The 18,824-nt window shown below is 65.8% G+C and carries 15 protein-coding genes; 8 read left to right on the top strand and 7 right to left on the bottom strand.

Annotation, left to right across the window (positions count from 1 at the left end; translation table 11 throughout):
• Positions 1-5 precede the first annotated feature (5 nt).
• From ASC67_RS02040 to ASC67_RS02005, 8 genes are all read left to right on the top strand, one after another.
• The gene (locus ASC67_RS02040) at positions 6-671 is read left to right on the top strand and encodes an OmpA family protein (protein WP_056314626.1); all 666 of its coding nucleotides are present in this window, start codon (positions 6-8) and stop codon (positions 669-671) included.
• A gap of 13 nt (positions 672-684) precedes the next feature.
• Positions 685-1,842 (top strand): LPD7 domain-containing protein, encoded by a 1,158-nt coding sequence (locus ASC67_RS02035; protein WP_056314625.1) that lies wholly within the window; start codon positions 685-687, stop codon positions 1,840-1,842.
• A gap of 16 nt (positions 1,843-1,858) precedes the next feature.
• A complete protein-coding gene (locus ASC67_RS02030; protein ID WP_082535769.1) occupies positions 1,859-3,154 on the top strand; it encodes a DUF1173 domain-containing protein in 1,296 nt (431 codons plus the stop codon).
• Positions 3,155-3,176: 22 nt separating this feature from the next.
• Complete coding sequence (locus tag ASC67_RS02025; RefSeq protein ID WP_056314623.1) at positions 3,177-3,782, top strand: type IV toxin-antitoxin system AbiEi family antitoxin domain-containing protein; 606 nt, start codon at positions 3,177-3,179, stop codon at positions 3,780-3,782.
• Positions 3,779-4,681, top strand: a complete 903-nt coding sequence (locus ASC67_RS02020; protein ID WP_056314622.1) for a nucleotidyl transferase AbiEii/AbiGii toxin family protein — start codon at positions 3,779-3,781, stop codon at positions 4,679-4,681. The genes ASC67_RS02025 and ASC67_RS02020 overlap by 4 nt, the downstream gene beginning before the upstream one ends.
• A 241-nt stretch (positions 4,682-4,922) precedes the next feature.
• On the top strand, positions 4,923-5,495 hold the full coding sequence (locus ASC67_RS02015) for a hypothetical protein (protein ID WP_056314621.1): 573 nt from the start codon (positions 4,923-4,925) through the stop codon (positions 5,493-5,495).
• On the top strand, positions 5,485-5,829 hold the full coding sequence (locus tag ASC67_RS02010; RefSeq protein WP_156466618.1) for a hypothetical protein: 345 nt from the start codon (positions 5,485-5,487) through the stop codon (positions 5,827-5,829). The genes ASC67_RS02015 and ASC67_RS02010 overlap by 11 nt, the downstream gene beginning before the upstream one ends.
• A gap of 1 nt (position 5,830) precedes the next feature.
• On the top strand, positions 5,831-7,033 hold the full coding sequence (locus ASC67_RS02005) for a DUF4417 domain-containing protein (protein WP_056314619.1): 1,203 nt from the start codon (positions 5,831-5,833) through the stop codon (positions 7,031-7,033).
• On the opposite strand, the gene ASC67_RS02000 is transcribed toward ASC67_RS02005, so the two are convergent.
• From ASC67_RS02000 to ASC67_RS01970, 7 genes are all read right to left on the bottom strand, one after another.
• Positions 6,974-7,759, bottom strand: coding sequence for a hypothetical protein (locus tag ASC67_RS02000; protein WP_156466617.1), 786 nt, complete (start codon positions 7,757-7,759; stop codon positions 6,974-6,976). The two genes, ASC67_RS02005 and ASC67_RS02000, sit on opposite strands and share 60 nt — an antisense overlap.
• A gap of 62 nt (positions 7,760-7,821) precedes the next feature.
• Positions 7,822-10,902, bottom strand: a complete 3,081-nt coding sequence (locus ASC67_RS01995) for a type III restriction-modification system endonuclease (RefSeq protein WP_056315128.1) — start codon at positions 10,900-10,902, stop codon at positions 7,822-7,824.
• On the bottom strand, positions 10,899-11,966 hold the full coding sequence (locus ASC67_RS01990) for a macro domain-containing protein (RefSeq protein WP_056314617.1): 1,068 nt from the start codon (positions 11,964-11,966) through the stop codon (positions 10,899-10,901). The genes ASC67_RS01995 and ASC67_RS01990 overlap by 4 nt, the downstream gene beginning before the upstream one ends.
• Before the next feature lie 13 nt (positions 11,967-11,979).
• Complete coding sequence (locus ASC67_RS01985; protein ID WP_056314616.1) at positions 11,980-12,615, bottom strand: DUF4433 domain-containing protein; 636 nt, start codon at positions 12,613-12,615, stop codon at positions 11,980-11,982.
• A gap of 2 nt (positions 12,616-12,617) precedes the next feature.
• On the bottom strand, positions 12,618-14,669 hold the full coding sequence (locus ASC67_RS01980; protein ID WP_056314615.1) for a site-specific DNA-methyltransferase: 2,052 nt from the start codon (positions 14,667-14,669) through the stop codon (positions 12,618-12,620).
• Between the two features lie 121 nt (positions 14,670-14,790).
• Positions 14,791-15,531 (bottom strand): DUF4391 domain-containing protein, encoded by a 741-nt coding sequence (locus ASC67_RS01975; protein ID WP_235566191.1) that lies wholly within the window; start codon positions 15,529-15,531, stop codon positions 14,791-14,793.
• 32 nt (positions 15,532-15,563) lie between these two features.
• A complete protein-coding gene (locus ASC67_RS01970) occupies positions 15,564-18,824 on the bottom strand; it encodes a helicase-related protein (protein WP_056314613.1) in 3,261 nt (1,086 codons plus the stop codon).

Raw genomic sequence — 18,824 nt, 5'->3', positions numbered from 1 at the left:
CTCCTATGCGCGCCGCCATCCCCTGCATCCCCTGGCTCCTCGTCCTGGCCGCCTGCAGCTCGCCGCCCAAGCCACCGGCCGTGGACGAATCCAGGAAACGTCCCGTCAACTCGCAGATGGCGGTGGAGCTGCAGGTCTGCCGGAACGACCTGCAGAACACCCGCATCCTGGCGACCGAGTCCGGGCGACTCGCGGACACGACGGCCGCGACGCTGGCGCACATGGCGGCGCGCCAGCAGTTGCTGGCGGCGATGACGGAGCCGGCCGCACCGGCGGCTCGGGCGAACAGCATCCACACCGTGCACTTCGGGTTCGGCAGTGCCCGCGTCGTGGTGCCGCTGGACATGGCCGCGGCCTTGATCGCGGACGCCAAGGCGGCGCCGCTGGTGCTGCTGCGTGGCCGCACCGATGGCAATTCGGATGCAGCGGCCGAGAGCCGCATCGCGCGCGACCGGGCCGCTGCGGTGCGCGACTACCTGGTTGCCGCCGGTGTCGATGCGGCGCGCATCCGCGCCACCTACCAACCAGCGGGCGACCACGCCGCCGACAACAACGCCGCCGCCGGCCGAGCCCTGAACCGCCGCGTCGAGATCGAGGTGTACCGCGCCGCGCCGGTCTCGGTCGGCAACACGGCCTCGATGGCCGGGGCGCCCACCCCTGTCCAGCCCTGAAAGCGAGGACCCCATGGAAGCCGACCACGCCCCCAACCGCCGTACGACAAGAGCCCAGGGTGGCACGGTCGAGCCGGCCGACCGCGCGACGCTCGCCAAGGACTTGTTCCAGACGCCGACCCAGGTACCCGACGAGCGCTACGAGCTGCGCGACGCCATGGCCGATCTGACCTACCGCTCGGGCAATCTCGCCGAGATGATCGCCAAGGCCGAGCAGCTCGGCAGCCGCCGCGTCACCGCGATCGATACCCAGGGACATCGCACGACCTTGCAGCGGGTGGACGGCGAGTGGCAGCGCGGCCCGCAACGCCCGGCCGCGCCCGACAGGCCGCTCGACCCGCTGCCCGTCCGCGACGAGGTGCCGGACGTGGCCCGCGACGAGGCCACCCATCAGCCGAGCGCAACGACGGCTCCGAAAGCGCCCGCAAGAAGCGACGCGGTCGACGCCAAGACCATTGCCCGCCTCGATGCCCAGGCCGAACGCGTGGCGCTGCTCGCGCGGCTCGAAACGGCCCTCATGGAGCGCTACCTCATCAAGCGCGCGCCGGTGACGGTCGGCGACATGACGATCGGCCGCACCGAGTACCGCTTCCGCGGCGACACCTCGCGCGTGGCCTTCACGGAATCGACCTTCAAACTGGCGACCGACACCAACAGCCCGTCGGTCGCGCGCTCGATGGTCGACGTGGCCGAGGCTCGCAACTGGCGCTCGCTGCGCGTCTCGGGTAACGAGGATTTCCGGCGCATGGTGTGGCTGGAAGCCTCGGTGCGCGGCGTCAAGACCCTGGGCTACGAACCGAACCCCGCGGACCTCGAGGTGCTCAAGCGCGAGCGCGAATCGCGTCTGGTTAACCGCATCGAACCGGCACGCGATTCGGCTGGCGATAAGGCTGCTGGAGCAATGCCGGCCGAGAAAGGCTCGGCGCGCGGCAGCGGTGGCCGCAAGGCGGTGCTGGCGGCCATCGAGGCGGTGCTGGTGGCCAAGCGCGTTCCGGAGAAACAGCGCGAAGCAGTGATGGCCGCCGCCACCGAGAAGCTGGCGCAGCGCCTGCGTGACGGCCAGGCGCCGAAGGTCAAGGTGTACGACAAGGCCGCTCCTTCGCAGCGGCCCGCGGTGATGCCGGTTCCCGAGGTGCAGCGCACGCGCGAACGCGCAGCGCCGGTGCGGTGAGGCCGGACCTGGATCCATGGACTCCGCTGGAAGGCGCACTGCGTACCTGGTCGGTGGTCGGCGGATCGAAGCGGGCTCACCCGAGTTCGCCGAAGCCATTGCCCGTGCGCACGCGGCCCACCAACGCCCGCGCTGCCTCTGTCTTGTGGACGGCGTGGAGATGTACGTCGCCCGTCTGGCCGGCTCGGATGGCGGCTACATCGTCAAGCGCATGCCGGACACGGGCAGCCACCATGCGCCCGACTGCGCCTCCTATGAACCGCCGCCCGAGGTCTCCGGCCTGGGGCAGGTGCTGGGCTCGGCGATCACCGAAGACCCGGCCACAGGCGAGACGACGCTGAAGCTGGACTTCGCCATGTCGAAGGTCACCGGGCGTTCGTCGGTGCCGACGAGTGGTGGGGAAAGCGACAGCGTAGCAAGCAGCGGGTCGAAGCTCTCGCTGCGCAGCCTGCTGCACTACCTGTGGGACCAGGCCGAGCTGACGCGGTGGCATCCCGGCTTTACCGGCAAACGAACCTGGGTCACCGTGCGCAAGCACCTGCTGCAGGCGGCCGAGAACAAGATCGCGCGCGGGGATTCGCTGCGCGCCCGGCTGTACATCCCCGAGGCGTTCACGGTCGAACAGCGCGACGCCATCTACGCCCGACGCGTCGCGCAGTGGTCCCAGGCCATCGCTGTGCCCGGCAAGCCGCAGCAACTGATGCTGCTGATCGCCGAAGTGAAGGAGATCGTGCCGGCGCGCTACGGCTTCAAGGCGGTGGTCAAGCATGTGCCCGACCAGGCCTTTGCGCTCGACGAGCAGACCTACCGACGGCTTGGCCGGCGCTTCGGGCCCGAACTTGGGCTGTGGGGCGCCGCCGACGACATCCACATGGTGATGATCGCGACCTTCAGCGTTGCAGCGTCCGGCATACCGACGATCGTCGAGCTGTCGCTGATGCCGGTGACGCGGCAGTGGCTGCCGGTCGAGGACGGATTTCACAAGCAACTGGTCGAGCGGCTCGTCGGCGACGGGCGATCTTTCGTCAAAGGGCTTCGCTACAACCTCGGCACGGGCAGCGCCCTGGCCAGTGCAACGCTGACCGACTGCGAAAATCCCGCACCGTTGCTCTTCGTCATTCCTGCAGGCGTGGAGGACGATGGGCGGTATCGGCAGGTGTGCGAGCCCTCGATCCCCGTGTGGCTGTGGCATCCGGCAAGCGAAGCCATGCCGCCGCTGCCGCGAGTGGCGTGCCCCCGCACCGTTGGCGCGGCGGGCGCGCACGCAGGCCCAAGAGAAATGCCTAGAAATGCACTACTTGCGCATAAGTAGTGCATTTTGCTACCATCCCGGCATGAGCACCAACCATGCCGACAAGCTCCTGCGCATCGCCCAGGCGCAGCCGGCCGTCTCCGCGCGCGAGATCTCGGCCGCGGGCGTTCCTCCGCGCGTGCTCTCGCGCATGGCTGCCAGCGGCCGCCTGCGCCGCGTTGGCCGCGGGCTCTACACGGGCATGGAGGTATCGCCCAGTGCCCACCAGTCGGTCATAGAGGTGGCCAAGCAAGCTCCCAAAGCCGTCGTGTGCCTGCTCTCGGCGCTGGAGATCCACGAGGTGGGTGTGCAGGCGCCGCACGAGGTCTGGATCGCACTGCCAGCCGGCACGCACGCGCCCAAGGGGACAGGCACGGCAATCCGGGTCACGCGCCTGTCGGGCGCAGCCTTCTCCGAAGGCGTCGAAACGGTGATGCTCGACGGGGCACCTGTGCGCGTCTACACCCTGGCCAAGACGATCACCGACTGCTTCAAGCTGCGCAGCAAGGTGGGGCTCGACGTGGCGCTGGAGGCGCTGCGCGAGGCTTGGAAGGCGCGCAAGGTGACGATGGACGACCTGTCGCGCTACGCCAAGGTCAACCGGATGAGCAACGTGATGCGGCCGTACCTCGAAGCGCTGACCGGATGAGCGCGGACCGTTCCGCCTCGGCGCTCGCACGCCTGCTCAACCGGTCAAGGAGCACCGGCGAGAACTACAACCTCCTGTTGTCGCGCTTCGTGATCGAGCGGCTGCTGTTCCGGCTCTCGGTGTCGCCGCACGCCGGCAGCTTCGTGCTGAAGGGCGCGCTGCTCTTCGCGCTCTGGTACGACACGCCGCACCGGCCGACAAAGGATGCCGACCTGCTCGGTTTCGGCGCGGACGACGCCGACACGCTACGCGAGACGTTCACCTCGGTCTGCGCGATCGACGCCAACGACGGCGTTCGCTACGACATCAACAGCATGCGGATCGCGCCGATCCGCGAGGACAACGTCTATGGCGGACTGCGCATGACGTTGACCGCCTTCGTGGGCAGCGCTCGCCTGCCGGTCCAGGTGGACATCGGTTTTGGCGACGCGGTCACCCCCGATCCGGAACTCGTCACCTACCCGCCCCTGCTCGATGGGATGGGCGCGGCGCAACTACGCGCATATCCCATCTACACGGTGATCGCCGAGAAGTTCCACGCGATGGTCGAGCTGGGGATCAACAACAGCCGGATGAAGGACTTCTTCGATCTCGCGGTCATCGCCAGGACATCCGAACTCGATGGCAGTACCCTGGTAGATGCGCTCCGGTCCACGTTCGGGCGACGCGGCACGCCGATGCCAGAATCCAGCCCGCCCGCGCTTACCCAGCAGTTCGCATCGGACCCCGTCAAAGGGAAGCAGTGGCGCGCTTTCGTGACGAAGTCAGGGTTGCAAGCCGAGAGTCTTGAGGATGTTGTCGGCGCGATTGATGCGCTTCTCCGGCCACCGATCGATGCCGCTGTCTGCGGAATGAGCTTCAAGTCAAAGTGGAGCCCGAAACTGTGTAGCTGGACCTGAGCGAATTGCACGATCGGTAACTTCCGCTGCTCAGTGCCATTCGAGCAATCACCGTGCAGGGGCGGTGTCGCCAGCTTCAGATATCGGGCTTGATCGTCTGGCGTCTGACGACCCCGTTACTTGCGGCGGGATAGTCGCATTGGCGCCGCGCCTTTCGATCCAGCATCGAAAGCGCGTGAGACGAAGTTGACTAAAACCGAAGGGATTGCGCACCAGGCGGTTTGCGCATACATTCTCACTCATGCAAGTGAGTGAACGAAACATCCTGTCGCTCCGCACCGTCCTCGGATGCACAACGCTGGCCGGCGCAGCGTCAGGCCGCGCGGCCGCCGCCAAGCTCCAGACCGCTACCGCCACGCTGCCCACACCGTGGGTCCTGGCCTTCGAAGGCATCGAGCTGATCACAGCGAGCGCCTTCCGCGAAGCCATCTTATCCATCGTACGCTGGGCCGCCGATGACGGCCGCGCTTGCCTGCTCGCCAACGTCAACGAAGTGACCTGCGAAGAAGGGCTGATCGCTGCGGCCCAGTCGGGCAGCGTCTTGCTCTTCTGCAAGCTCGACGGGTTGACCATCACGGACGTCGTCGCCCGTGGCCCGCTAGACGCCAAGTTGGAGACCACGTTCGAGTTGGTGCTCCAGCTCGGTGAAGCCGATGCCAAGGCCGTCAGTGACGCCTCGGGAGAGGACACCGTCACGACCGCCTGGAACAACCGCCTCGTGGCATTGACCCGCATGGGTTTGCTCACCGACCGCAAGGCCGGGAAGACGAAGTACTACTCCCCCGTCGTGAAGGGCATGTCGTATGGGAAATGAATTTCTGCGCAAACAGCGCGAGGGCCGCGCCAAAGGCTGGAACCGCCAGCTGCGCTCCGGAGGGCAGGACATGCTCGTCGCGCTTGCGCCGGGACAGGAGCTGGGTTGCCGCGCCTCGGTGCGAGGCGAGATGCCAGCGGTGGGGCGCAAAGTGGTGCTGCAACTCCTCAACGGAACCATTATGGTTCGCGACGAGAACGTGTGCATCGGCGAAGTGAACCACCCTAGGCCCGAACTCCTGCAGGACTTGCAGCGCGGCGCGGGGCTCGCCGTGGCCCAGGTCCGGTCGCAGCTCGATGCAGCCAGCTGCGTCGACCTCGTCGTGGAGCGCTGACTTGCTGGCTGCCGACGCCGTCCGATTCGCACCGACGTTCAAGGACGTCGGGCCGGGCCAGCCGCTGCTGGGATGTGGCAGCTGCATCGACCGCAAGGTCTGCGGCGGTCTTCACCTTCGCAATACCGGATCGCTGCTGGTCTCCTGCATGTCGTACTGCACCTGCGAGGACACCAGCCAGTGCGACATCGTCTGCCCGCGCAAGCCGGAGGACTACGTCGCGCGGCACCGCGAAGTCGATGGCTGGGACCTCACCACGATCCCAACTGCGCGCACGGTTGAACTTCCGCGCCTGCCGGACTGGATTCCGCTGCTGCAGGGCAACCTGCTGGGCCGGCGTGCCACGGCGCTGGACGATTGCCTGGCCCTGCCGCTCACCTACGCTCTCAAGGGTCGCGGCCATGCAACGCGCGGACGCACTCGCCAGGAACTGGGGGAGAGTTATGGCGTTCGGCCCCGCCACGGATGGGTGCTGTCCGGCGTGCAGGAGGATCCCGCCGTCGAGCGCATCTGGCCTCTGCCCGACATCAGCCGCATTGCCCGGCAGCTTGTTCACGCCGGCGCCATCTTCGCCACGTCCCCGGACTTCAGCACGATTCTCGACAGCCCGCGACACGACAACCTGCACGCGATGAAACGCATCGCATGGGTTTGGTATCACATGACCCAAGGCGGGCTGTGCACGGCGCTGCATGTCAATGGCCGCACCGATCACGACTTTGTTCGATGGGCGGAGTTCGTTCGACTGCAGCCCGCCGTGAAGGCCATCGCGTTCGAGTTCCTCACCGGCACTGCCACCAAGCAGAGCGTCGACCAATACTGCGAGCGCTTGGCTGACCTCGCCGCGGCTGTCGGACGGGACCTGACGCTCGTGGTCCGTGGGAACGCGGAGGCGGCGCGCGCGCTGCGCGCCGCCTACAAGCAAGTCGTCTTCATCGATTCGACCGCCTACATGCGATCGACGAAACGCCGACGCGCCTACGTCAACGAGAACGGCAAGATCGCCTACCTTCCCGTGCACACCAGTACCAGCCGGGAGGCTCGAGCTCTGCTACGCCACAACATCCATACGCTGCGTCTGGCCGCCACCGAGTCTCGTACGCCGGCTGTACCGGATCCGCAGGCGCGACTGGACTTCAACGCCCTACCAGCGCAGCAGGACGCTGACGACGAATCCCCGCAGCTTGCCTTGTTCCCGCAGTAGAAAGCGCGATCGGTCGGCCTGCTGCTCCAGCTCGAGGCTGGCGCCGTCGCTGCGCACGCGCACGCAGCCATCCAGCGAGCGCACCGACTGGATCACAGTTTGAAATCCTGTCCCTCGGTCTGGCTCACCGGTGCGCGATCGATGATCGATCACTGCCCACTTCAGCGCCTGCTCCGCGTCGGCAGGCTTGTCGGCAAGCGGTGATGCCTGGTAACCACCCATCACGCCTCGTCCGCTGTCAGCCACCACCATCCAGGCCTCGCGTTCGATCACCTCGAAAGCGCCGAGCCCGTCGACTCCATCACCGGCATGCTCGTCCACATTCGTCAGCAATTCATGCAGCGCCCCCGACAGGCGCAGGGCAGCGGTGGTCATCACGCCGGCGGCCACCAGCTGCGCTCGGAAACAATCGGCGAAGTCATTGGTCGCGTCTTCGGACTCATGTCCTGCGCGCCGGTGCAGCACACTCCTTGCGCCTTCGCTGAGATATGGCTGCGACGACCTCAACAGCCGGCGCAACAGCCGCCCTCGGCTCGAGGTGTCAGCGACCGTGACCGCCTGAGGCGCACCTCGCTTGAGCATCAGCAGTTCGAGCAAGGCGCCAAGACCGACTCCTGAAGCGTCGACCCGCACTGCTTGATCGGACTGACCGGCGAGCACCGCCGCGATATCGTCCGAACGCGCAAACCGCTGCTGGAAGCTGACGGCCTCCCGATGTTTCTGCACGAGTCAACCTCCCTGCGCCGCTTGTCATCTGGTAGGCCCTTCTCAGGGCGCTGAGCGCGGCCCTAAGACATCGACTGCGCCCGCTCCAACAGCCCCGCCACGTCCTTGAACTTGTCGTAGATCACCGGCTTCTCGCCTACCGCCAGCGCCTTGAAGTGCGCTCGGCCGCATTCGATCTTGGCGCTCTCTGCATTGCGGAGGTCGCTGACGAACAAGCTGCTCTTGGTTTCCACCACGAAGTACAGCCGATCGCCCTGCGGCGTGGCCACCAGCACCGCCCAGTCGGGGTTGTAGCTGCCCAGCGGCGTGGGCACCTTGAACCAAGCGGGCAGCTTGGCGTAGACCTTGATCGACTCGTTCTTCGACAGCTGGTCGGCAAAATCACGTTCGGTGTCGGAGTCGTAGATGACGTGCTGGTACACCGAGCGCTCAGCATCCAGCAGCATGTTCTTCAGGTAGCCGGTGAGCTCCTCGGTCTCGAACAACTCTTGCGCGTAGTAGGCCTCGTCGCCCAGTCGCTGGTAGCGGATGCCATCCACCAGCACCGCGCGCTTGCAACGGTTGATGGCCTCGGCCACCGTCTCGATGAACTGCTGCGGGTTGCGCTTGAAGTCGTTCAGCCGGTGGCTCTCGACCAGGATGCGGCCGATGCTGCGACGCGTAAGCTGGGTGCGGTTCTGCAACTCGGTCAGGATGTCCGGCAGCTCGATGTCGTCCTCGTTGAGCACCACCATGTCGGCGCCCTTGAGCTCGACCGCCGTCACGCCGGCCTCGCCGATCTCCATGCCCGCCTTGCGCCACTGCAGCCGCGTCTTGCTGATGGGCGGCGCTTGGATCACCGCGGTGATGCAGTCGCGGATCAGGCGTTCGTTGTCGAACTGCACCCGGTACGTGGTCTTGTACTTGATGCGGTCCCACAGGGCCTTGAACTCGGGGCTGTCGAGCATGGCGCGCCGCACCGGTACCTGCCGGCGCTCGTCGGCGTTCTTGATCTCCAGCTTGCCCGAGACCTTGCGCAGCAGCTCCAGGATCTGCGTGCGCTGCGCCTCCACTTCTGGCGGCAGCGCCAGGTTGCCGTCATTGATGGCACGGCGCAGTTCGTCCTTCACCTTGCCGCGGGCGTCGAGCATGCCGGCCGCGCGCAAGTGTTCCGTCACGGCCTTCGACAGCTCGAAGCCCAGCGGCTTCTGCGTGCCATCGGCCTGCGCCACCGCCACGCCGGCGAACAGGTGCTCGGGCACCACGCCGAACTGGTAGCCGTCGGCCTCGATCTCCCTCTGCAGGTTGTCGGCAAACTGCTGGTAGCTCTCGTTGGCCACCACGGTCAGCGTGTTCACCTCGAACCCGCGCACGCGGTGCCCTTGCTGGTTCACGCACAGGCGCAGGCCGCGGCCGATGGTCTGCCGGCGCCAGCGTTCGGTCTCGCGGTTGCTGAAGTTGCAGATCTGGAAGACGTTGGGGTTGTCCCAGCCCTCCTTCAGCGCCGAGTGGCTGAAGATGAACTTCAGCGGCGAGTCGAAGCCCAGCAGCTTCTCCTTGTCACGCATGATCAGGTTGTAGGTGTCGTCGTCAGCGGCCGTGCTGCCGCTGGTGTCCTTCACCATCTCGACGGTCTTGCCGCCCACCTTCTTCTTGTCGATCGAGAAGTAGCCGTTGTGCACCTCGGCTGCCGCTGCGCTGAGGTCCACCGACCCGAACAGGTCGTGGTAATCGGGGTGCCCCGCCCAGCGCCGGTACTCCTCTTCGAAGATCGTCGCGTACACCCCCTTGAGTGCATTGCCCTGCGCGTCGTACACGCGGTACTTGTCCACCGCGTCGATGAAGAACAGGCTCAGCACCTTGATGCCCATCGGGCGGAAGCGACGCTCCTTGTCCAGGTGCTCCTTGATCGTGCGGCGGATCATCTCGCGTTCGATCGCCAGCGGCTCCACACCACCCCAACTCTCGTTCATGCGCAGATAGTGCTGGCCACCGGGCACGTGCAGTTCCAGCAACTCGTCCTTCTTTGCGGCGCGGATGTTGCCGATGCGCAGGTCGGCATACACCGCCCGGCCGGTCTCCTGCTGCAGGTCGAACCCGTCCTGCACCTCGACCTCTTGCCGCTTCACCGCACCGGCCTTGGTCTGCACATCCAGCTCCACGGTGGCCACCACGGTGCCGCGCTTGGCCTTGGCGCCCAGGAACTTCACGTATGGCTTGTTGTGCGCCTGCTCGACGGTGGCCGCAGCCACTTCGATCTGCTTGACCAGCTTCTGCTCGTAGGCGTCCACCGCATCGAGCCGGTACACCATGTTGTGCTTGTCGACGTGCGTGGCCGAATAGCGCAGCGTGCACAGCGGGTGCATGCGCGACAGCGCCTTGCGCCCCCGGCCGTCCATACCGCCGTCCACGCTCTGCGGCTCGTCCACGATCAGGATCGGCCGCGTCTGCCGCACCAGGTCGATGGGCTTCTCGCCACCCGTCTTCTCGCTGGCGCGGTACATCACGTTCTTGCTCTTCTCGCGGCGCAGCGCCTCGTCGGCCTCTTCGGCGGCAGCCTCCTGCTCGTCGCCGAACTTGTTGATGGCGCCGACGGTGATCACCATGATCTGGATGTTCGGGCTGGTGGCGAAGTTGCGCACCTGCCCCAGCTTGGCCGAGTCGTACTGGAAGAACTCGTAGCCCTTGGCACCCGGATACAGCGCCTCGAAGTGCTCGCGCGTGATCTGCAGCGTCTTGTTCACGCCCTCCTTGATCGCGACAGAGGGCACCACGACCACGAACTTGGTGAAACCATAACGACGGTTCAGCTCGAACACCGTGCGCAGGTAGACGTAGGTCTTGCCGGTGCCCGTCTCCATCTCCACCGTGAAGTCGGGCGACAGCTTCGTGGTCGGCGGTACGCCGTTGCGAAGTTGCACGCTGCGCAGGTTGCCTTCGATCTCGTCGTCCAGCAGCGTCAGCCGGTTGCCTATGCCCCCCTGTTCGGTAGCCAACATGCCTTCCAGCGCTCCCTGGGCGGCGGCCGCGTCATTGCCCAGTCGGGCAGCCCGCACCGTGACCGTGAACTCGGTGCGGCACACCTCCTGCCCCCGGAACAGGTCGCACACCGCCTCGATGGCGGCTTGCTGGTACGGCAGGTCGGCCTCGAAGTGCAGTCTCACGCGGCGGCCTCCCCGGCCCGCATCGGCGCTATCCATTCCTGCTGCGACAACACCTTCAGCGCAATGCCGATCTGCCGGGGCGTGAATTGCCGCTTGCGCTCGTTCCAGGCATAGGTGCGCTCCACCACCTCCGCAGGACTCTGCGCCTGGCTCTCGTGCCGCGCCACCCAATGCACCGTGGCCAGCAACTCCAGGCCGAAGGGCGTCTCGAAGCCTTCCACCAGCCGACCCACACGGTCGAAGCGCTCGCGCGTGCTCGCATTGGCTTCCAGGAAGGCATTGGCATCGTCCACCGCGCCCGGCACCAGCGTCAGCGGCTTGTCGGGTGCATCGCCGCCGTCGGCATAGCCAGCCACCAGGTGCCCCTCGATGGCTAGCAGCACATGCCGCAGGTTCTCGGCATAGGGCCCGTAGGGCGCCTTCACGTACTTCAGCCGCAGCGGCTCGCCGGCCTCCTGCATAAAGTACATCAGCTTGTGCACCTCCAGCAGCGTGATGGTCGGGTCCAGCAGGCCGCGGATGTAGCGGCCCATCAGCTCCACCAGCGCCGCGCGGCCCGCGGTCATCGAGGGCACCTCGCGGCTGTGCTGCATCACGTCAGACGCCGGCGCGCCCTTGGGTTCATAGATGCGCACGCGCACGTCGGGCAGTTCGCTCAAGGCGGCCTCGATGCGGGGCCGAACGTCGCTCCACTCCAGGCCGCCCAGGCCGCTGCCCAGCGGCGGAATGGCCACCGACCGGATGCCGCGGGCGCGGATCTCGCTCACCAAGGCCGTCAGGCCCGAATCAATATCCTCGATGCGGCTCTTTCCCTTCCAGTGCCGCTTGGTCGGGAAGTTGATGATGAATCGCGGTGTCGTCAGCTGGCCTACCTCGTACACGAACATGCGGCCAGGTTGCACCTCTTCGCGCTTGCAGGCCGCCTGATACGCCTTGAAGTTCTCGGGCCAGGCATTCTTGAACTGCAGCGCGATGCCACGGCCCATGATGCCCACGCAGTTGACGGTGTTGACGATCGCGTCGGAATCGTCCTTCAAGATGTCGCCGCTGGTCAGTTCGATCATTGCGGTCTCCTTGTCAGTAGTACCAGGCCGGCAGCACGGCCACCGGTGGCCGGTGCCCGCCCACGGGCAAGGCGTGCGCCACCTGGGCGTTGATCGCCCCAGAGTACACGCCGATGCGCTCGATCAAGTGCCAAGGGAAGCTCTGCTCCACCAGGAACTCGGACTGCTTGCGTTCCTTCACGGCCGGCCACTGCGTTGTGGCCACGGCGGTCCAGTCAATCTGGTCAAGCTGGGCCAGATCGGCCCGATCCTCGAAGTAGTACGAACCCGCGTTGGACAGCGTGAAAGCCCATCGCCTGCCGTTGGCCTGCGCCCACGCGACGGCGTCATACAGGTCGGCTTCAAGGTGCACGATCGGCTCCTGCCCGCCCTTGTAGGTCAGCTCGGGGTTTCGCTTGTGGATCAGGAACAGCATCACCGAGCGTGGGCAGAAGTAGAAAGGCGCGCACTGCCCGACATACAGCCCGGGGTGGCTGTCCAGCGTCAGCTCGGTCAACCGGCGCTGCTTGATGTTGTTCATGCCGATGACGGTGCCCGGCGGTGCCTGACGTTGAACTTCGGCGTCGGACAGCAGCCCCCCGGCCACGATGGACGCCAGACGGTCCACATGGCAGATGTGATAGATCTTGGGCCGCGCCGGTACCGGCATGGTCAAAGGCTCCGCACCTTGGCGATGCCGTGCTGTTCGAGGATGGCGGCCAGATTGGTCTTGGCCACGTCGTTCTCGAAGGCACTGTCGCGAAACACACAGGTCACGTCCCCGGCCGGATCGAGCGCTTTGCGCCAGGCCGCGATGCCGAGCGCGAGCGGCTCGGCCTCGGCGGCGGTGATGGCCTTGTCCAGACAGGTCATCAACACTCCGCCACCGATGGCGTGCACGGTCTTCCCTGCAATGGACTGTTGCAGCATCGGGACGCACAGCTCAAGGCCAAGCTTCAGGAGCAATTCGTAGAGCAAGTCGTCTTCAGTGCGATCAGGCAAAACATGATTCTCATGATCAAGCAGTGACCGTCCTACGTCTCCGCGGTCCGGATTCCAAGGCCGAATGTTCGAGTGATCAAGCTTCAGTACGCGAAATCCAGTGTCACCATCGATCAATGGGCTGTCAGCTTTGATCTTGGCGCCAGCGCGTCGGATACGCTCCTTGGTCAGCTCGGACACATTGCGTGCAACCCCGAGCTTGTCGCAGAGCGCAGCCGCGGCCTTTTGCTTCTTATCCGATGGATTTAGCGGCTCGGGCAACTGAACACAGATGAACCGCCGCTTCTCGCCGTCAAGCGCGTTCTGCTGCATAACCGCCTGCGAAGCAGCGCCTGAACCCGCAAATAGATCGAGGACGATGTCGTCTCCACGGGAGCCGAGAAGCACGCATGTACGCAGAAAGTCGATGGCCTTTGGGAAGTCGAAGACTGCGCCAGGAAGGAATTCCTTGAATGCTCGCTTGCCGCTGTCACTTGAAAACTCGCCTCCAAGCCAGACAGACTTCGGCTTTGACGTGCGTTCGATCGTTTCCTCGTCTTCGTCGTCGCCTTCGTCACCTTCGATATCGTCGTCAACAGCGAGCGATGCATCCAAGTAGAACCGATGCTCCACATCAAGCCTGCCGCTGCGTTGCGAACGCTTTGGATGCATCCAAGCCAAGTGCTGACGCACCTTGTCGATACCCCAACGCCAGCGTCCTTCGGAAGCGTCACCGCGGATCGGAAGGATCTCGACATCTGTAGCAGCCTGTCGTTCCAACCTGCAAAGACCGAGCCCCTCATTCCAGAAAATTGGAAAGTACATATTTGGGCGGTCTTCTCGGCGGTCAGGACCGCCCCGCTTCCGTAAGTCCCGCAGTGCGTACTTGAATCCTCTCTCGTCGGTGTACTTAAAGGCAGCGCGCTGTTCAGCCGTCAACGGTAGACCGTTCGAGACAAAGTCGGGTCCTGAGTAAACAACGACGTACTCATGCGTCGCTGCAACGTGCTTCTTATCGTTGCGCCCCTTCATGTTATTGACAACCGTGATCGTCGCGATAAAGCGCTCTTCGCCGAACACCTCATTGGCGAGTGATCGTAGGTGGCTCAACTCACGATCGTCGATTGATATGAATACGACACCGTCCGGCTTGAGCAGCGCACGCGCCAGCCTCAAGCGCGGATACAGCATGTTGAGCCAGTCCGTGTGGAACCGACCGCTGGCCTCCGTGTTGCTCGTGATCTTTCTGCCACCCTCAACCTGCCTCGTCAGCTCCAGGTAGTTCTTGATGCTGTCCTGAAAGTTGTCCGGGTAGACGAAGTCCTTGCCGGTGTTGTACGGCGGGTCGATGTAGATCAGCTTCACCTTGCCGGCGTAGCTCTTCTGCAGCAGCTTCAGCACCTCGAGGTTGTCGCCCTCGATCATCAGGTTCTGCGTCGTGTCCCAGTCAACGCTCTCATCGCGGCAGGGTCGCAGAGTGCCGGTGCTGGGCGTCAGGGCCAGTTGGCGTGCGGCGCGCTTGCCATGCCAGTTCAAGCCGTACTTCTCGTCGGCATCGGTCACCGTGGCATCGCCGACCAGGCTCTTGAGCACGTCCACGTTGACGGCCGGCACTGTGCGGCCGTCCACCTGCCGTTCGGTCAGCAGTTCCGGGAACAGCGCCTTCAAGCGGGCCAGGTTGTCGGCACGCAGGTCTGCACTCTGCGATTCAGGCGCGCCGGGTTCGATCTTCTCTACAGGCATCGTTCGGTTCTCAGTCGGTCTTATGTCGTGGCGCAAGTCGCGGCGTTCGTCGTCCCAGGAGCCAGCACGGCCCACATCATCGCAGCCCATGGCACCGTGCCCACCACGCCGGCGCCGCCACTCATGCGGCGCCGCCGTCCAGTTGCTGGCGCAGCTGCTCTGCCTGGGCCTGCACCGCCCGCAGTTCCTCGTTCAGCGCCACCTGGCGGGCGAGCTGACGCTCCTTGGCGGCGCGGTTCCGAAGCTCAGCCGCCTGGGCGCGAAGCAGGCGCAGTTGCTGCAGGGCGGCGTGCCGTGCTGCGGCCTGCTCGCGGCTGGCGCTGGGCTGGAAGGTTCCGGTTTCCTGCGCCACGTCCAGGGCGGCCAGCGTGTCCATCCAGCCCTGCACCAGCGCGTACAGGTCCGAGCGGGGCTGGCCGGCGAGCGACAGCGCGGCGCGGAAGGTGGCGTCACCGCCGTCCGCAGGCATGGCCACCGACAACAGCGGCCCGTCCAGCACCGTCTGGTCGGCCTCGGTCTGCGATTTGCGCAGGTGTGCGACCGACAGGCTCAAGGTCTGGTTCACCGTCGTCGCCAACAGCACCGGGTGCGGCACGGCGCGGTGCAGCAGTTCCACCAGCCGCGCAGGGCGGGTGCCGGGGCGCAGCGTCAGGCTCAGCACCGCCGCCTCGCGGTAGTGGCGGTGCTCGTCCTCGTAGGCCGGCACGCCGGTGAGGTGCGGTTTCAGCGAGGCGAGCCAGGTGATCTCGTCGACGCCGTCCTGGATAAGGCGCTTGTCCTGCGGCGTTGCCGCGCCATGTTCGATCAGCAGCTTCTTGGGTACACGCTGCTGCACCCGGGTGGACTCGGGCAGTTGCAGCACTTGAAGAAGCTCATTGACCGTCATACCCGGCGTCAGACAACCGCAGCGGGGCCAGCATCCGCCACGGCGGCATCGGACCCGGTCAGCACCACCAGGTAGGCCAGCACCTCGAAGTCGTTCATGCCGGCGAACTCGCCCTTCAGCGCATGCGTCCCGTCGGGGTCGAACAGGCTGGCGACGGCGCGCTCGGCGCTTTTGCCCACCACGGACGACACCGCCGCCGCCAGCAGGCCCTGGGCATGGCGCATGTCGGCGCCGTGGCGGGTTTGCTTGCCGAACCGGGCCACGGCCACCGCGTCGGGCAGCTCGCGCCCGACGCACAGCCGCTTGAACCGGTCCAGCGCGTGTTTGGCCTGGGTGTAGGGCAGCAGCACGCTCCCGCTGTCGGACACATGCACCAGGTACACCGGCGCCAAGGGGTAGCCCGGTTCGACGGCACGTTCGGCGGCTGCGCCCTCGGCGCGCAGACAGAACAGGATGCCCGCGGGCAGGTCGGCCTCGGTGGTGGTGACCACGGCGCTGGAACCCAAGGGCATGGCTTCGAGCTTGCCGGGATGCGCCTTAAGGTAGCGGGCCAGGTCGATGCGGAAGTCGGTCAAGGTCAGGTCGGTGATCGACACGCCGCTGGACAGGTCTTCCAGGTCGATGACCGCGTCCTGCAGCTTCAGCAACTGCTTGCGCCGGTACTCCAGGTCGTTCATTGGGTCGCCGGATTGCTGCTCGATGAGGTTTTCTTCGCCGGTGGCCGACACGTCCAGCAGCACCATGCGGCCGCTGACACGCTGTTCGAGGTTGATGTATTCCTCCAGCTCCATGTTGGGCCAGAAGTTCACCAGCTGGATGCTGGTGTTGGGCGAGCCGATGCGGTCGATGCGGCCGAAGCGCTGGATGATGCGCACCGGGTTCCAGTGGATGTCGTAGTTGACGAGCCAGTCGCAGTCCTGCAGGTTCTGGCCTTCGCTGATGCAGTCGGTGGCGATCAACAGGTCGAGCTCGCCCTCGTCGGCCAGCGCCGCCGGGCGCTCCTTGGACCGCGGCGAGAACGTCGTAAGGATGCTGCCGAGGTCGCGGCGCAGCCCGGGCATCGTGGTCTGGTTGCCGCCGGAGCCGGTAACCAGCGCGCTGTCGATGCCGAGCTGGTCGCGGGCCCAGCCGGCCAGGTGCTCGTACAGGTAGCCGGCCGTGTCGGCGAAGGCCGTGAACACGATCAGCTTGCGGTTGCCCGCGTTGATCGGGTTGCGCACCTTGTCGGCGATGAGTTCTCGCAGCTTCAGCAACTTGTCGTCGCGGCCGGCGTCCACCTGCAGGGCCGCGGCGTGCAGCGTGGCCAGGCGGTTGCGATCCTCGGTGAGGTCTTGCCGCCAGCGAGCGAGGTCCAGGTCGCCCAGCAGCACCTTGACCTTGCGGCCGACCAGCAGCGGTTCGAACAACGGATCGTCGACGTCGACGTCGGCGATGTCGAGTTCTTCGAACTCGTCCGCATCGCCCTGTTCACCGTCCTTGCCCGCCTTGTAGGCAGCCAGCCGCGCCAGTGTGGTGTCCACGTCCTTGAGCTGACGGCCCACCGTCAGCGCGAAGGAATAGACCGAGCTTTCCATACGCTTGAGCAGGTTCACGCGCATCAGGTGGATGAGGCTTTCTTCGCGGTCGACCTGGCGGAAGATGCTCTCGCCACCGCGGATGGCGGTGCTGTACTTCTGGTCGTAGGCCGCGAGCCGGCCGTCCTTGACGTAGCGCAGCGGCGCGTAGCTGGCCAGCCTGAGCCGCCGGATCTCGAGGTTGATCTCCTTGATGGGGCGGAACTCGCCGGCGCGGTCAACGTCGGCCTTGATGTTGATAGGCCGTAAGCGGCTGGGAAAGCGCCCCGTCTCTTCGATGCCGTAGTACTTCTCGATGTGGCGGCGCGACCGCGCGATGGTCAGGTGGTCCAGCAGCGTGAAGTAGTCGAAGCCCAGCATGTCCACCAACAGCGCAGGCGTCTTCTCTTCTTCCGGCAGTTCGAGCCAGCGGTTGAAGGACTTCTGCGCCCGGCGTGTGGTGCTGTCGATGCTGGCGATGCCGTGGTCGAACAGCGCCGTGTCGTCGCCTTCGGTGACGAAGGCAATCTGGTTGCGCAGGTCGGCCAGCCGGTTGTTGACGGGCGTGGCCGAGAGCATCAGCACGCGGGTCTTGACGCCTTCGCGGATGATGCGGCGCATCAGCCTGTCGTAACGCGTCTCGTTGCCTTGTTTGGGCGACTTCTTGTTGCGGAAATTGTGCGACTCGTCGATGACCACGAGGTCGTAGTTGCCCCAGTTCACGTGGCCGAGTTCGATGTCACCCGACAAACCCCCGTCGCGTGACAGGTCGGTGTGGTTCAGCACGTCGTAGTTGAGGCGGTCCGACGCGAGCACGTTGCGCTGGTCGTTGGCCTTGTACAGCGTCCAGTTGTCGCGCAGGCGCTTGGGGGCGAGCACCAGCACGCGGTCGTTGCGCAGTTCGTGGTACTTGATGATCGCGAGCGCTTCGAAGGTCTTGCCCAGGCCCACGCTGTCGGCAATGATGCAGCCGCCAAAGCGGTCGAGCTTGTCGATCGCGCCGACGACGCCGTCGCGCTGGAACTTGTAGAGCTTCTTCCAGACCACGGTGTTGCGGATGCCGGTCGCCGCCTTGACGATGCGGTCTTCGTCCATCTCCTGCCCGTCGCGCTGCAGCAGATGGAACAGCACTGCGGCGTACACGCTGGCCGCGTCTCGCGGCGCCGCCAGCGATTCGAGTTGCGCCAGCAGCTGCGCCTTGTCGTCGCCGCGCTGGCCCAACGCTGCCCACTGCGCGTCGAACCACTGCGCCAGCATCTGGCTCTCGGTGGCTGATTCAGACGCCTGGATGAAGGCCAGCGGGTTGCCGGGCGTCAGGCCCAGGCCGTCGGTGGACAGGCCGAAAGAGCCGTGAACCGCCTGCACCGGCGCACCCCGTTCGTCATGAATGACGGCCAGGCCTTGCGGGATGGAGCCGGCAGCAGCGCGAACTTCGGCCGCCTGACGCAACCATTCGGCCATTTGCCGCGCCACATGGGCAGCCTGCAGCCGGTTGCGCGCTGGCCGGTCGGCCTCACCGCCCAGCAGCGCCAGATCGGCACCCGCGCCGGGGACGATCCAACGGGTACCGGCCAGGGCCGATGCCGAAGCGCGCATGGCTTCGAACGCAAACAGCGACGCGGCGCCGGACATCAGATCCAGCCGTCGGCCGGGCGCCAGATGCGCCTGGATCAGGTCAAGGACTCGGTCATTCCCCGCGTTTCGTACCAGCCTCAT

Origin of the sequence: Methylibium sp. Root1272 (genome assembly GCF_001425905.1) — a bacterium.
Classification (GTDB): Bacteria; Pseudomonadota; Gammaproteobacteria; order Burkholderiales; family Burkholderiaceae_C; genus Methylibium.
Note: the sequence above shows the minus strand (reverse complement) of the source record. Positions and strands in the feature narration are given on the sequence as shown.

What these genes read in the sequence shown, in the direction of transcription:
- ASC67_RS02040 (WP_056314626.1), top strand. Translation starts at nt 6, where the DNA reads ATGCGCGCCGCCATCCCCTGCATCCCCTGGCTCCTCGTCCTGGCCGCC.
- ASC67_RS02035 (WP_056314625.1), top strand. Translation starts at nt 685, where the DNA reads ATGGAAGCCGACCACGCCCCCAACCGCCGTACGACAAGAGCCCAGGGT.
- ASC67_RS02030 (WP_082535769.1), top strand. Translation starts at nt 1,859, where the DNA reads ATGGACTCCGCTGGAAGGCGCACTGCGTACCTGGTCGGTGGTCGGCGG.
- ASC67_RS02025 (WP_056314623.1), top strand. Translation starts at nt 3,177, where the DNA reads ATGAGCACCAACCATGCCGACAAGCTCCTGCGCATCGCCCAGGCGCAG.
- ASC67_RS02020 (WP_056314622.1), top strand. Translation starts at nt 3,779, where the DNA reads ATGAGCGCGGACCGTTCCGCCTCGGCGCTCGCACGCCTGCTCAACCGG.
- ASC67_RS02015 (WP_056314621.1), top strand. Translation starts at nt 4,923, where the DNA reads ATGCAAGTGAGTGAACGAAACATCCTGTCGCTCCGCACCGTCCTCGGA.
- ASC67_RS02010 (WP_156466618.1), top strand. Translation starts at nt 5,485, where the DNA reads ATGGGAAATGAATTTCTGCGCAAACAGCGCGAGGGCCGCGCCAAAGGC.
- ASC67_RS01990 (WP_056314617.1), bottom strand. Translation starts at nt 11,966, where the DNA reads ATGATCGAACTGACCAGCGGCGACATCTTGAAGGACGATTCCGACGCG.
- ASC67_RS01985 (WP_056314616.1), bottom strand. Translation starts at nt 12,615, where the DNA reads ATGCCGGTACCGGCGCGGCCCAAGATCTATCACATCTGCCATGTGGAC.
- ASC67_RS01980 (WP_056314615.1), bottom strand. Translation starts at nt 14,669, where the DNA reads ATGCCTGTAGAGAAGATCGAACCCGGCGCGCCTGAATCGCAGAGTGCA.
- ASC67_RS01970 (WP_056314613.1), bottom strand. Translation starts at nt 18,824, where the DNA reads ATGAGGCTGGTACGAAACGCGGGGAATGACCGAGTCCTTGACCTGATC.